General features: G+C 71.9%; 10 protein-coding genes. 4 read left to right on the forward strand and 6 right to left on the reverse strand.

Annotation, left to right across the window (positions count from 1 at the left end; all coding sequences use genetic code 11):
* Positions 1–18: 18 nt before the first annotated feature.
* Both AB0M08_RS15375 and AB0M08_RS15380 read right to left on the reverse strand, forming a co-directional pair.
* Positions 19–1,221 (reverse strand): condensation domain-containing protein, encoded by a 1,203-nt coding sequence (locus AB0M08_RS15375; RefSeq protein ID WP_364492932.1) that lies wholly within the window; start codon positions 1,219–1,221, stop codon positions 19–21.
* A 62-nt stretch (positions 1,222–1,283) separates the two neighbouring features.
* The gene (locus tag AB0M08_RS15380; protein ID WP_364492934.1) at positions 1,284–2,462 is read right to left on the reverse strand and encodes an MFS transporter; all 1,179 of its coding nucleotides are present in this window, start codon (positions 2,460–2,462) and stop codon (positions 1,284–1,286) included.
* A 751-nt stretch (positions 2,463–3,213) separates the two neighbouring features.
* Between AB0M08_RS15380 and AB0M08_RS15385 the strand changes: the two genes are divergently transcribed.
* The gene (locus tag AB0M08_RS15385) at positions 3,214–6,582 is read left to right on the forward strand and encodes a PAS domain S-box protein (protein ID WP_364492936.1); all 3,369 of its coding nucleotides are present in this window, start codon (positions 3,214–3,216) and stop codon (positions 6,580–6,582) included.
* 60 nt (positions 6,583–6,642) lie between these two features.
* Here the strand turns inward: AB0M08_RS15385 and AB0M08_RS15390 are convergent, their stop codons facing one another.
* Together AB0M08_RS15390 and AB0M08_RS15395 are read right to left on the reverse strand one after the other, a co-directional pair.
* Positions 6,643–7,083, reverse strand: a complete 441-nt coding sequence (locus AB0M08_RS15390) for a hypothetical protein (RefSeq protein WP_364492938.1) — start codon at positions 7,081–7,083, stop codon at positions 6,643–6,645.
* A gap of 168 nt (positions 7,084–7,251) precedes the next feature.
* Positions 7,252–7,524 (reverse strand): hypothetical protein, encoded by a 273-nt coding sequence (locus AB0M08_RS15395; RefSeq protein WP_364492940.1) that lies wholly within the window; start codon positions 7,522–7,524, stop codon positions 7,252–7,254.
* 84 nt (positions 7,525–7,608) lie between these two features.
* Here AB0M08_RS15395 and AB0M08_RS15400 point away from each other — a divergent pair, with 84 nt between their 5' ends.
* The 3 genes from AB0M08_RS15400 (at position 7,609) to AB0M08_RS15410 (ending at position 11,816) form a co-directional block, all read left to right on the forward strand.
* Positions 7,609–9,507: a hypothetical protein gene (locus tag AB0M08_RS15400; protein WP_364492942.1), complete on the forward strand. Its 1,899-nt coding sequence runs from the start codon at positions 7,609–7,611 to the stop codon at positions 9,505–9,507.
* A 213-nt stretch (positions 9,508–9,720) separates the two neighbouring features.
* Complete coding sequence (locus AB0M08_RS15405) at positions 9,721–11,142, forward strand: hypothetical protein (protein WP_364492944.1); 1,422 nt, start codon at positions 9,721–9,723, stop codon at positions 11,140–11,142.
* A 29-nt stretch (positions 11,143–11,171) separates the two neighbouring features.
* On the forward strand, positions 11,172–11,816 hold the full coding sequence (locus tag AB0M08_RS15410; protein WP_364492946.1) for a SitI3 family protein: 645 nt from the start codon (positions 11,172–11,174) through the stop codon (positions 11,814–11,816).
* A gap of 110 nt (positions 11,817–11,926) precedes the next feature.
* Here the strand turns inward: AB0M08_RS15410 and AB0M08_RS15415 are convergent, their stop codons facing one another.
* Entirely contained in the window at positions 11,927–13,471 is a 1,545-nt protein-coding gene (locus AB0M08_RS15415) for an alpha-L-arabinofuranosidase B (RefSeq protein WP_364492948.1), read from the reverse strand.
* A 112-nt stretch (positions 13,472–13,583) separates the two neighbouring features.
* Entirely contained in the window at positions 13,584–14,510 is a 927-nt protein-coding gene (locus AB0M08_RS15420; protein ID WP_364492950.1) for an Lrp/AsnC family transcriptional regulator, read from the reverse strand.
* Positions 14,511–14,515 lie beyond the last annotated feature (5 nt).

Below are 14,515 nucleotides of genomic sequence, written 5' to 3' on the forward strand. Positions count from 1 at the left end.
TTTCGGGGATCCGGATGATCAATCGCCCTGCATGACCCGGGCGAGCTCACCGACGAAGGCCGCGACGTCCTCCCGGGCGAACCGCGTCGGGTGGAAGGAGCAGGAGAGCTCCAGCGAGGTGAGCCGCTGCACGAAGGCGATGTGCAGCCCCTCCTCGGTGACCGGCGCGGGGATGGTCACCGGGATGGCGGGGTGACCGAGAACGGTCATGCGGTCCGGCAGGCGCCGGGCGTTCAGGGTGACGACGACCGGCCGATGAGACGTTTCACTGGCGCCCGCGGCACGGCGCACCGTCGCGTACGGGGTGAACCGGTGCCCGCCCAGGCCCGCCCACACGCCGGTGGTGGTCTCGATCGCCGCGGCCAGCGAGGTGCGTACGGTCGGCAGCCGCACGGTGACGTCGTGGGCGAAGACGCCGATGGTGGTCTCGAACCCGGCGGGCCGGCCGTGGAAGGCGATCCGGACGACCGCCTCGCCGGCCTCGGACGCGTCCGCCAGGACCACGGTCAGGGCGGACATCCCGACGGCGAAGAGCGAGAGGCGCCGCGACCGGCTGAGGGCCACGGCCCGGCGCAGTGCCCGGCCGGTCAGGACGACCTTGACGTTGTCGGACGGCCCGGTGAGCGGTTCCCCGAGGCGCCGGGCGAACCGGATCGGGGTGTGCTGGTTGTGCGCCAGCCCGTCGAGGTGCCGGCGCCAGAACTCCAGGGCCGGACCGGGATCGCCGAAACGCTCCCGCTGCCACTCGACGAACTCCCGGTACGACCGCCCGGCCGGTGCCGCACCGGGGTCGCGCAGCTGCTCCCAGAAGACCCGTCCGGACATCCCGTCGAAGATCAGGTGGTGGAAGGCGAAGCCGAGGATCCGCCGCCCGCCCGGCACCTCGAGGACGCGGGCGGTCCAGAGCGGTTCGCCGTACCCGCGCACCTCGCCGGCCTGCTGTTCGAGCGAGCGGTGCGCCTGCGCCACGGTCATCGGGCCGTACTCCCCGGCCACCACGACCGGCCGGTCGTCGACGGAGAGGCCCTCGCCGTCGAACGACGCTCTCAGCAGCGGCTGGCGCGCCGCGACGGCCTCGATCGCGTCCCGCACCTCGCGGAGCGACAGGTCGTCGACGGCGACCGCGGTCGCCACGTTGGCGGGCCCGGCGCCGTTCTCCGCGAAGCGGCTCACGTAGCTCACCTGGCTGTGGCCGACCGGCCACGTCTGTCTCGTCGGCACGCCCCGTCCTCCCTCGGTCACGGCTCCCCCGGGCCCCGTTCCATCGATGCCGGCGGCCGGGCTCAGGCCGCCGCGGGGACCTCCTGCAGGACCTGCGGCGGGAACATCGACCGGAGCCGCAGCAGCAGGGGCGCGACGAGGAGCACGGCGGCGGTGACCGACAGCCAGAGCACCGCGTTGCCCACCGCCAGCAGGGTCGTGTAGACCAGCGGGCCGGCCACCTCGGCCACCCCCCACGCGGTCTGGAACACCGCGCTGTACCGGCCCTTCTGCCCCTCCGGCGCGGCCTCGTTGGCGGCGGAGAGCATCAGCGGCGTCGCGGTCGCCTCGGCCACGCCGCCGACCACCACGACCACGACCACGACGGGCACGACCAGGGCGCCGCGCACCAGAGCGTCGGGGACCAGGAGCAGGAGCGAGGCCGCGTACAGGCCGACCGAGACGAAGAGCATCCGGGAGCGCGGCAGCCGCCGGGACACCTTCAGCACCGGCCGCTGGGCCAGCGCGATCGCCACGTTGCCGATCACGATGGAGGCGGCGGGCAGCCAGGTCGGCCCGTGCAGCACCTCGATGATCACCAACGGCAGGATCAGCACGTACGACGCCGCCGCCAGGACGAAGAGCACCTGGGCCAGGCAGAGCTGCAGGTACGGCCGGTCCCGCCAGACGGAGCCCATGCTGGTCAGGGCGTCGGCGGTGCTCCCGATGGCGGGCCGGTCGAGCAGACGGCTGCCGAGGGCCGCGACCAGCAGCACCCCGGTGACCGCGAACGACGCGGAGTTCAGCCAGGCGATCAGGTGCAGGCCGCCCACCGAGTCGGCGAGCAGACCGGCGACACCGGCGCCGACCCCGAGCCCCATGATGCTGAGCACGCCGGAGAGGCCCAGGATGTTGTCGACACTGCGGCCGGCGAAGATGCTGGAGATCATCGGGGTCCGGGCCGTCCAGAGCATGCGCTCGCCGCAGGCGGTGACCGCCACCACGACCGCGATCAGCCACGGCGACTCGACGAACGGGTACGCCGCGAACGACAGCACCCGGACGACGTGGCTGGCGATGGCGACGAGCCCGGCGCCGTACCGGTCGGCGACGTGCCCGGAGGCGAAGCCGGCCATCAGGCCCACGAACGACCCGACGGTCATGGCCAGCCCGGTGGCGCCGAGGTCCTGCCCCTGGGCCCGGGTGAAGAAGATGATCGCGAACGGCATCCACATGCCGCTGCCGAGAGAATCGACGATCACCGAGAGAAGAAAAAGGTTCCGCTTTGTTGCGGAGAGACCAGGACGCACGCTCGTCCGCGACTCTTCCGGTTGCAAGAAATCCCCCGTCACAGGCTCACGAACGGCAGCACGGCCCCATTAGCCCGCCGCGCCTCAGATCGACGTTGATCATCAGGACGTCGCTCACTGTAATGTGCAACTTGCACACGGTCAACCGACCCGTCCCACGACGCGGCCGCCGCACACCGGCGACCCGAAACCTCGCCCACCAGCGGATACTCTCGCGATTGCCACCCTGACCAGGGGCACCCGACGCGAGCCCGAGCTCACGCAGTGTACCGAGGTGAAATCCCTCTGAAATCAGCCGGTCACATCAAGATGATCATCTAAAAAGCGGCACTGAAGGCCGATCGAGCATTCAGAAAGACGATGCGATAAATCGACTTCAGCGAATTGGATGCACGCTTTTTCAGTAGCGTCCGGCGACCCCGCCCACCCTGCCGATCCCCCGGCGCCACACCCACGGCACCCCGCGCGCCGCCGCCTCCGCAGCGGCATTCATCGAGGTTCCGCAATCGATGCGATCGGACACGTCGGCCGCTCGGAGCGGAAATCCTCCCGGAATACGATTACCCGAACCCGCCGGAACACCCGCACTCACGTTGAGTAGCGGCCCGGTCGCTCCACCGCGATCGCCCGATGTTCCGCATCCTGGGACAGGTCAGACGGCCACTCCGTTAAGACGACCCTGCCCGCCGACGATGGTGCGGGCATGGGCAGTTCACTGTTCGGCGAGGCGTCGTGGACCGCGACGGCGCTGCGGGACCCGGCCCGGCTGCAGGCCCTGCACGCCACCGGCCTGCTCGAGGAGTCCGCCAGCCCGCTGCTGGACCGGCTGACCCGGCTGGCGGGGCGCATGGTGCACGCGCCGGTCGTCCTGGTCTCGGTGGTGGCCGAGGACCGGCAGGTGTTCCCGAGCGCGGTGGGACTGCCCGAGCCCTGGGCCAGCAGCCGGCAGACCCCGCTGACGCACTCCTTCTGCCAGCACGTCGTCGTCGGCGACGCCCCGCTGATCGTCACCGACGCCCGCACCGACCACCGGGTACGCGGCAACCGGGCGATCACCGACATCGGGGTCGCCGCCTACGCCGGTTTCCCGCTGCGCTCGCCGCGGGGGCAGACGCTGGGCTCGTTCTGCGTGATCGACACCGAGCCCCGGCAGTGGTCCGCCGAGGAGCTGGCCGTGGTGGCGGACCTCGCCGCCGCGGTGGAGGCCGAGATCGAGGTCCGGCTGACCCACGCCGAGCTGATCAGCGAGTCCCGGCGCCGGCAGGAGATCCTCGACGCGGCGGCGGACGCGGTCGTGCACGACATCAGCGAGAGCGAGGCCCGGTTCCGCTCCCTCTTCGAGTCCTCGCCGATCGGGATGGCCCTGGTCGGGCTGGACGGCGCCTGGCTGCGCGTCAACCCCGCGGTCGCCGCGATCACCGGGTACACCGAGCAGGAGCTGCTGGCGGTGGACTTCCAGCGCATCACCCACCCCGACGACCTCGACGCGGACCTGGCCCTGGTCGAACGGCTGGTCGCGGGCGACATCGCCGACTACCGGCTGCACAAGCGCTACCTGCGGCGCGACGGCGGCGCGGTGTGGTGCCTGCTCTCGGTCACCCTGGTCCGCGACGAGACCGGCCGGCCGCAGCACTTCCTGGCCCAGATCGTCGAGGTCGACGCCGAACGCCGGAACCAGGAACTGCTCGACGTCACCTTCGCCTCGTCGCCGGACCTGCACCTGGTCACCACCGCGGACGGCACGGTGGTACGCACCAACGCCGCCTGGAGCCACGTCCTCGGGTGGTCCGCCGAGGAGCTGGCCGGCACGGACGCGACCGCGCTGATCCACCCCGACGACCTGGCCGCCACCCAGGCCGCGGCCCGCGCGGCCGCCTCCGGCGAGGCACCCGAGGGCCACGCCGTCACCGTGGTGAACCGGTACCGGGCCCGGTCCGGCGAGTACCGCTGGCTCCAGTGGCACGGCGCCGCGCTGCCCGATCAGGGCCTGATGGTCGCCAACGCCCGCGACATCACCGAGGAGATCACCTCCCGCCGCGACGCCGAGGCGGCCGCCGCCCGCGAGACCGAGCGGCTGCGCGCCACCATCGCCGTCCAGCGCGAGGTCGCCGCGGTGGCCGCCGACCGCGACGCGGCCCTGCGGCTGGTCGCCGAGCGCACCCTGCAGGCGATGCCCGCGGCCCAGGGCGCCGTGGTCGGCCTGGTCGACGGCGCCGAGGTGCGCGGGGTGGCCGCCGCCGGCACCATGACCGCGTACTCCGACGTCCGGGTCGGTATCGCCGGATCGCTCGCCGGCCGGGTCGTCACCACCGGCACCACCCTGCGCTGCGACGACATCACCACCGACGCGCGCGTCGACCGGGAGAGCAGCCTGGCCGCCGCGGTCGGCTCGATGATCGTGGCACCGCTCTTCGCCGGCGGCGCCGTGTTCGGCACCCTCGGGGTGGCCAGCACGTCGGCGTACGCCTTCGACGACGCGGACACCCAGCAGCTCACCCTGCTCGCCGACGCGCTCAGCGGCGCCCTGCGCCACGCCGACGACACCGCGCACCGGGCCGAGCTGCTGCAGCGGGCCAACGCCGCGGTCGCCGCCCTGGAGATCAGCGAGAAGCAGCTCCACCAGCGGGCCCAGCTGCTCGACCTCACCCAGGACGCGGTGATCGTCCGCGACCTGGACGGGCGGATCACCTCCTGGAACCCGGCCGCGGCGCACATCTACGGCTGGGCCCCGGAGATCGCCGCCGGGCACGACCTCGACCGGCTGCTGGGCACCCTCTGGTCCGCGGGCCTCACCCGGCAGCGGATCACCGAGGAGCTGCACCGCCACGGCACCTGGGCCGGCGAGCTGGAACACCGCCGCGCCGACGGCCGCCGGGTCACCGTACTGTCCCGCCAGGCCCTGCAGCGCGACGCGGACGGCACCCCGATCGCCGTCCTCGCCATCAACACCGACATCACCGCCCGCCGCGACGCCGAACAGGCGCTCCGGGACAGTGAGCAGCGCTTCCGGTCACAGTTCGCGCACTCGGCGATCGGCCAGCTCATCCGCGGCGTCGACGACCGCATCCAGGAGGTGAACCCGGCGCTCGCCACCATGCTCGGCTACCCGCCCGAAGACCTGGTCGGCACCACGATGACCCAGTACTTCGCCCCGGAGGCGCACGCCGCGCAGATCCGCGCGCTGGCCGGCATCTTCGCCGGCCAGGCCGACTCGTACGAGCAGGAGTGCCGGCTGGTCAGCGCCGACGGCAGCCAGCGGGAGGTCGCCGTCACGGTCTCCGCGATCCGCGACGAGACCGGGCACCCCGAACGGTTCGTCGGCCTCATCCAGGACATCAGCGACCGCCGGGCCGCCGAGACCGCCCGGGACGCCGCGATCGCCGACCTGAACGACCGCAACACCGACCTCGAGGCCGCCAACCACCTCAAACAGGACCTCATCGGCATGCTCGGCCACGAGATGGGCAACCCGCTCTGCGCCATCCTCGGCTACACCGAGACGATCGCCGAGGAGTGGGGCGACCTCCCCGCCGCCCAGCAGAAACGCATGCTCCAGGCGATCGACCGCAACGCCCACCTGCTCGACGGCATCCTCCTCGAGGTGCTCACCATGGTCACCGCCGACGCCGGCCGGCTCACCGCCACGCCGGAGACCGTCCCGGTCGCCGAATACCTCGACACCGTCCGCGCCAACACCGACAGCTCCGGTACGGCCATCGCCTGCCCCGCCGGGCTCACCGCGTCGGTGCAGCCCGGCCACCTCACGCAGATCCTGACCAACCTGATCTCCAACGCCACCAAGTACGGCGGCGGCGCCACGCTGATGGCCGCCACCGCCGAGGGCCCCACCGTCCGGATCGCCGTCCACGACGCGGGCCCCGGCGTCCCACCCGAGATGCGCTCCCAGCTCTTCGACCGCTTCACCCGCGCCCAGGACACCGCGGGCACGGTCAAGGGCACCGGCCTGGGCCTCTACATCGTCCGCGAGCTCGCCCGCGCCAACGGCGGCGACATCCGCTACGAGCCCGCCCCCACCCGCGGCTCCATCTTCGTCCTGACCCTCCCGGCGTGACCCGCGCGAGCGGCGGAGGCCGGTCGGCTCCCCGGCCACCGTCCGCCCGGGACGCCCGGCCTACCTCGGACGCCTCTCCGGGCGGTCGACGTCGAGGAGGATCCGGATCGCCTCCCGTGCCCGCCGCCGCAGGGTCCAGGGCGGCGCCGCGGCGATCACCGCGAGGGTCGCGGACGCCTCCCGGCTCAGCTCGGCGCCGAGGTCGCGCAGCGTCGCCTGACTCGTGCGGTACCGCAGCCAGACCTGCGCCGGCCCGGTGAAGGGCAGCACCGCGATCAGCACGAGGCCCGGCCGCATCGCCCAGTCGTGTCGCAGGAGCCGGAGGATCAGCACGTAGACCATCGCCCCGGCGGCGTAGGCGGTGGCGAGTGCGGTCCGGGCGACCAGGGCGTCCGGGTGGTTCGGTCCGCCGCGGACGTCGGCCCGGTCGACCTCGGCGGCGAGCCGGGCGACGGCCCGGTCGGGCGCCCGGCCGGCGCCCTTGAGGATACGGAACAGCACGGCGCCCCCATCGCTATCCATTGACAGATGTCTCTACATTGAACAGTGCTCTGCAACCCGTGGGCAACGGGTCTCCCCCGTCGTCCCGTCGGCCGCCGATCGGCGTCATCGAGGAGCGCTCGCGATGGTCTCGCTCGAACACCGCACCACGTCACCGCCGCCGTCCCGTCACCGCCGGGGCGCCCGCAGCCGGCCGGTGCCCCGGCAGGCCGGGCACGGGCAGGGCGCGGCGCCGACCTCCTCGAAGCCCTCGCCGGTGAAGTTCAGGGTGCGGCGCGGCTCCCAGCCGATCCACCCGCTGCCGAGGCAGTGCAGGCACTGCGGGCGGATGCGCGGGATGCTCCACCGGCGGGACCGCAGGAGCTGCCCGGCGAGCACCGCGAGCCCGGCGAAGAGCGCCACCCCGATGACCGCCAGCATGCCGAGCAGACCCGCATCCATGCGGCCATCATCGCGCCGTTCCCGCGTCCTGTCGCTCCCCCCGGTTCAGCCGACCGAACCCACCCGCCAGGAGGTGCCCACCCGATGAACTCGCCGACACCCGATGCACTGTCGAAGCTGGCGACCCCCGGAGAGCGCCTCGGCTGGATCTTCAACGACCGCAACCTGTACCGGCACCGGTACCCGGAGGCCGAGCCGGAACCCGCCGAACTGCCGCGCCGTCTGCTCGACCGGCAGACCGAGGCCGGCGCGAACACCTCCCGGAAGGTCCTCTACTCGCTCGGCATCGCCGCCGTGCTCGCGGCGGTGGCCGACTACGTCGACCACCGGCTCGCCGTGCTCCTGGTGGCCGGCGGGATCGGCGCCGCGGTCTTCTTCGGCCGTGATCGGCGACGTGCCGCGAACGCGCTCGGCCGGGCCCAGCACCGGATCCTGGAACGGCACCGCCGGGCCCACCAGGCCTGGGACGAGCGCCGTCGGCAGCATCACCGGGAACAGCGGGAGCGGGTCGACGGGCTGACCGAGTGGAGCGCCGCCACGCCGTCGCCCGGCTCCCGGCGGATCGACGTCATCGGCGGCACCGGGTACGGCTGGGAGGCGGTGCTCTCCGTCCTCGGCGGGTCGCTGCTGGCCACCCGGGGCCCGATGGTGCTGGTCGACTTCACCGGCGACGCGCTCTGCGGCGAGCTGATGACGCTCGCCACGGGCACCGGACGGCGGGTCCAGTCGTACCGTTTCCCGGAGCAGCTCCCCCAGGTCGATCTGATCAGCGGTCTCGGCGCCGACGGCTTCGTCGACTGCCTGGTCGAGGCGATGCACGGCGACGCGCAGGGCGCCAGCCGGGCCGAGCGCAGCCAGGACGCCATGCTGTTGAGCGAGGTCTGCGCGATCCTCGGCCCCACTCTCCGCGTCGACCGACTGCTCGCCGCGCTGCGGGTACTGGCCGACCGCCCGCCGTCGGCCCTGCTCGCCTCCGGCGAGGTCGACCGGCTCCTCGTCCTCTACTCCGACGACGTACGCCGGCAGCGGTCCCAGCAGGTGAGCCGGATCGAGGCGTTCCTGCACCCGCTCGAGTCACTGGGCAGCGAGCCGTCCACGTCGGGCGACGCCGACCTGACCTGCCTGATCGCCGAGGGCGACCGGCGCAGCGCCCAGGCCGAGCTGCTCAAGGACCTGCTGGTGCAGTGGCTCTCCCGCCGGATCCGGCGGCAGGGCGCCACGAACGGTTCGCTGGTCCTGATCGGCGCCGACGAGGTGCACCACCGGTCGCTGGAGAACCTCAGCGCCCTCTGCGAACGGCGCGGCATCCGGCTGGTCCTGTTCTTCGCCCACCTGCGCGAGCACGCACTGCAGACCATCGGCGGCGGCGAGGTCGCCCTGATGCGGCTCGGCAACCACGACGAGGCCCGTCAGGCGGCCGAGTTCATCGGCAAGGGCCACCGGTTCGTGCTCTCCCAGCTCACCCGCACGCTGGGCGGCAACGACACCCACACCCTTGCTGACACGTACGGGGAGACGGAGACGCAGGGTGGGCAGACCGGATGGAGCGAAGGCAGCAACCGCAAGGCCTACCAGTTCTTCGCCGACGGCTACAACTCCGGTAAGAGCGGCGGCGACAGCTGGGGCACGACCCGCAACTGGGGCCAGACCGAGTCGCGCGCGATCGGCGACAACTGGAGCGACGCCCAGTCCGCCCAGCGCGTCTACGAGTACACCCTGGAACCCCGGGTGCTCCAGGATCTCCCCGACTACGCGATGATCCTGGTCAAGCACCAGGGCCGCGGCTCGGTGGTCCAGGCCGTCGAGGTCAACCCCGACATCGTCACCCTGCCCCGCGTCTCGATGACCCCGGTCGAGCTGCCGCCCCTGCCCGACCCGTCCGCGGCCCTGATCCCGGGCGTCCAGAACCCCCGCCAGGTGCTCGCCGCGCGCCCGAAACCACGGCGTACCCCGGAAGCCCGCACGAGGGATCCCCGACATTGACGAACCGGATCGACGCCTGGCTCCGGGCCGCCGGAACGTACCGGGTCACGCAGCTGCCCCGGCATCCGCGGCCGCCGCAGGCCCTGCCGTACGGAGACCTCGTGCGCCGCCAGCGGCTCGCCGCGGTGGTCGCCGCTTACCACGCCGGGCTCACCCGGCCGACCTCGCCGACGACCGGATCGCCACCGAGGATCTCCGGCCGTCGCTCGACGAGTGCCTGCTGCGGGTCTGGCACGCGGGTTTCGCCTGGCTGCTACTGGCCCGACCGGTGCCGCTCAGCGCGATCGCCACCGAGGCGGCCACCCCCTCGACCTGGACCAGCTCGTCAAGCACAACGTCGTCTTCGAGATCGAGGACGTCGGCGACGACCAGGACAAGGCGTTCCTGATGGGCGCCCTGCTGATCCAGCTCACCGAACGGCTGCGCGTGGAGGCCCACCGCGACAAGGCCGTCCTGCGGGCCGGGCTGCGGCACCTGAGCATCTTCGAGGAGGCGCACCGCCTGCTCCGCCAGACCGAGGGCTACGGACCGGCCTCCCACGCCGTCGAGCTGTTCGCCTCGCTGTTGGCCGAGATCCGGGCGTACGGCGAAGGTCTGGTCATCGCCGAGCAGATCCCCAGCAAGCTCGTCCACGACGTCGTCAAGAACACCGCCGTCAAGATCATGCACCGGCTGCCCGCCCAGGACGACCGCCAGGTGGTCGGCGCCACCGTCAACCTCACCGACGCGCAGTCCCGCTACCTGGTCACCCTCCCGCCCGGCACCGCCGCCGTCTTCAACGACGGCATGGACCACCCGATCCTGGTCCGAATGCCCGACGGCACCGACCGCGAGAACGGCCACCGGCAGCCCGCCTCGGTGGTCGGCCTGATCCGCCGGCGCAGCGACAGCTGCGGCACCGAATGCCTCACCAGCCCGTGCACCCAGCGCGACATGAGCGACGCCCAGCACCGCCTGGCCACCAACTCGTGGATCGTCCTCTGGGCCGAGCTCGCCGTGCTGGCCCACCTCACCGGCTGGTGGACACCAGCACCGCAGGATCCGTTCCTCGACGCCCTGCGCGCCATGCCCTCCCGAGTACGCGACTGCACGATCTCGCACGCCGTCGACGCCGCCGTGCAGACCCGGGCGACCGCCACCACGGACTACAACCCGGCCGAACTGGCCACCCACATCACCGACGTGCTGCGCCGCCACCTCGCCAGCCACCCACTCTGCGACGGCGACGAGCCGCGCTGGGTGTCCCGCCCGTACCGCTGGGGCCCGGTACGCGACGCGCTGCGCGTCCGCTGCCGCGACCACCCGGACGGCGACCGGCACCCGCGCAGCGAGGAGTGGCGCGCCTTCCACGGCCGCGAGATCACCGGCCTGACCGCGGCCGAGCAGCTGCAGTCCGTCCAGGCGTGGTTCCTCCGCGACCTCCAGGACAACGCGGCCCGCCGGATCATCGCGTGGGGCGCCCGCCCGTACTCCGCGGTGGAGGAGGTAGTCGGCACCCGCCGCGACGACCCGGACTGGACCGGCCGCCTCACCGAGTTCCTCGGCGACCACTTCACCGTCCAGGACGTCTGGCCCCAGGACTACCTCAGCCACGGCCCGGCCGAAGATGATCGGAGCCATCCCGATGAGGAGTGAGGACCCGACCCACCCGAGCAGAACCCCGGATGCCCCGCAGGACCGCGGCAACACGCGCGGACCTGGTCGCCCGTCACACGCTGAATCCAGCGGTGCCCGAGATAGCGCGGGGACAAGCCGCCCCCGTGGTGAACGGCCTTCTGGGGACGAACCCCACAGAGGCGCACCCACGGACAAGCAGTCCACTCAGAGCGCTGGAGTCCGCAGTGGAGACGACGCCCTCGGCCGAGGATCTATCCGAGCGGGGTCTTCGAGGGACGACACCCCGGTGCGGGGACGGACCCGGGCAGACACACCGCCGCTCAGACCACGGCTACGCTCGGCTGGGCGCTCTCGATGCGACGCCTCTGCGAGAGGACCCGGAGGAACAGGCTCCGATCGCGGAGAGCCTCGGCTTCACCAACCGGCTCTCGGTGACCTACCGGTTGGCGAACCGCGCCACGGATCAGGCACGGGATGAGGCGATATCCGCCACCATCCGGTCGGTGCTGGCCTTCTTCGACCACTATCCGTCCGACGGCGCGCTCCTGTTCAACGACTCACGGGTCATCCTTCAGCGGGTTCACGGAGCAGTGGTGATCGACAGGGATTGGGAGGACTGGACAGACATACCGGACATGCGGGAGATCATCAATGGTCTCGAAGCCCGCGTTCTGCCACAGCCCCTGCTGTGACATCCCGAGCCCGAGCAAAGCCCTCACGCCTCGATCGTGGCCCGGCACCGCCGGACCGGACAGAGCAACCGGGCGGAATCGAGAGGATTCCGCCCGGTCGGGGGAACGGGTCAGGACCAACCGGTGGCGACGACCCAGCTCGTGTCATCCCCGAAGAGGGAAGACGCGTCGAAGGTGTGGACGCCGCCGTTGTTCGCGATGTAGACGCTGTTGTTGTAGTGGCGGATGTAGCGGGTCCGGTAGTTGTACGACTTGAACGAGCTGCCCGTGCCGTTGAAGCTGGTCTGCGGGCAGAACGTGGCGTCCTCCTTGAACAGCTTGCTGCTGTCGTTCGCGGCGAGGGACAGCTGGAAGGCGGAGTGCCGCAGGTAGCTGCCCGAGGTGTCCTTCGACTCGAACGAGACGCACTCGCTGTTCGCCAGGCCGGCGCGGACGTAGAAGGTGGACTGGCCCTTCAGCGTCGACGTGCTGGAGGACGTGACGACCTGCGTGGACACCGTCGTACCGGAATGGCTGATGTATCGGGTTGTGCAGCAAGCGGTCGTCGCCTTGAGAGACACCGAAGCGCCGACGGTCAGCGCCGTGCCGCTCGTGATGGCGCGAGTCGCGTAGCCGGCCGAGACGATGTTCGCCTGGACCGAGTTCTCGGTGGCGTCGGTCGGGTAGCCGGAGGTCATCACGCCCTCGTAGAACGTGCCCTGTGCGCTGACGCTGTTGTCGCCGCCGATGCCCAGGATGATCGCGCCCTCCTTGCTCATCGGGTTGTAGCCCGAGGCGGTGGGTCGCACGCCGCTGTAGTACGTGGAGAGCGCGCCGGACGCCGCGTTGCCGCCGCGGATCGCCCAGAGGTTCGCGGTGCCCTTGACCACGGCGGTGGTGAACCGGTTGGTGATGGTCGGGTCGCCCGCGTTGTAGCCCGAGTTCACGCCCGAGAACAGTCCGTTCTCCAGGTCAGCCATGATCCACGGGCCGCTGCCGGCGCCGGAGCCCCAGGAGGTGCTGTTGCCGAAGTAGATCGCCTCCATGTGGCCGTTGCCGGTGTCCAGGCTGGAGGTCTCGGCGTTGCCGTAGTCGAAGCAGCAGCCGCCGTTGTAGTGGGTGCCGTCGATGATGGCGTACATGCCCTCGGCCGCGTCGCCCGTCGCGATCCCGCTGGTGTTGTTGTTGCGGTAGCCGGTGCCGGGCGAGACGAAGACGCCGTACGCCTTGCTGCCGTTGACCGTGACCGGGGCGGCGTCCGCGGCGGCCAGGTTGTCGTAGTTGTTGACGTCCGGGCCGTTGAAGCCGCCGGGCGGGGCCTGGGTCAGGTTGTTCCCGTGGCCGGACTGGTCGTAGATGACAGTGATGAGGCACGTGGTGCCGGAGCAGAACGTGTCCTGGGCGGCGGCGTTGGCGGTGCCGCCGGCGGCGAGCGGGGCGATGTTCAGCGTGGTGCTGTCCGAGGCGCGTTTCACCTGGTACAGCGATCCGGTGTACGCGCCGTAGAGCGCCCGCGTGGTGCTGTGCGCGGCGACGCAGGGGGTGCCGCCGCTGGCGTAGATGTCGCAGGGGCCGGTGGTGGCGGCCTGCGAGACGCCGGCGTTGACCAGGACTCCGGCGATGATGGCGCCCGCGGTGGCGATGCCGAGCGCGAGGCTTCGAGCTTTTCGGGGCATGTCGTGGCTCTCTTCCGATGAGGACGGAGGAACCAGGAGGGCATCGCGGGGAGCCCGCCCTCCTGTGAGCGTTAACATAGCCGTGTAACCCGCGTCACGCAATGGACACAATTCAATGGAGGAACGGGTCGGGCAGCCGCCGTTCGCGCACGCCAGAGCTCCACGCCAGACGATGCCGCAGCACGGTGACCGGCAGGACAGCGTGGGATCGCACCCCCGGTAAGGCTGCCAGGACGGCGGTCAGCGAGGCAAGGCCCTCGGACGTCGGCGCCGCCACCGAACAGTGCAGATTGTGCACACCGGCGACCTCGGCCAGGTAGTCGACACCGGGCATTCCTGTGAGCGCTACCAGCGCGGCGGCCCGCTCCTGGGCGCCGACCCGGAGCGTCACCAGGGCCTGCGCGGCGGGGCGGCGGACGACCGTGCGCAACCGGATGGCGCCACTCTCCAGCAGGCGCAGCACCCGGGTACGCACGGCGGCGACCGACAGACCCACCTGAGCGGCCAGATCCGTGTAGGCGGCCCGCCCGTCCACCCGCAGCAGCTCGGCCAGCTGGTGGTCGACGGCGTCCAGCGCCCGGCCCGGCGCGACGACCCACGGCCCCGGATCGGTGTTGGCGTTGACACCCGCGCCCGGCCCCGCGTGCAGGCGCAGGTAGACGTCGACCTGCACGTCCCGCACCCAGGGCAGCGCCCCGATCCGCTCCACCGAGGCGTGCACCGCACCCAGATCAGACGCGGACATCTGCACGAGCAGCGCTGGGGAATCAGCAACCCGGGCGATCCACGCGGAGTCGTCGAATTCGGGAGCCACCACCGGCTCCTCGCCGGCCGTCACCGTGATCAGGTGGATGATCGGCTGGCCGAGGACCGACGGGTGCGCCTGGGCGTGGACCCCGACCATCCGGGACGCGATCAACCGGTTGACCCGCTCACGGGCGGCGCTCGGTGAGATCCCGGCCCGCGCGGCGAGCTCCCGGAACGAGGCACGCCCGTCGCGGGCCAGGGCGGCGATGAGCAGTTCGTCCCGATCATCCACGCGAG

The sequence above is a fragment of the Actinoplanes sp. NPDC051851 genome (assembly GCF_040681165.1).
In the GTDB taxonomy this organism is placed as follows: Bacteria; Actinomycetota; Actinomycetes; order Mycobacteriales; family Micromonosporaceae; genus Actinoplanes.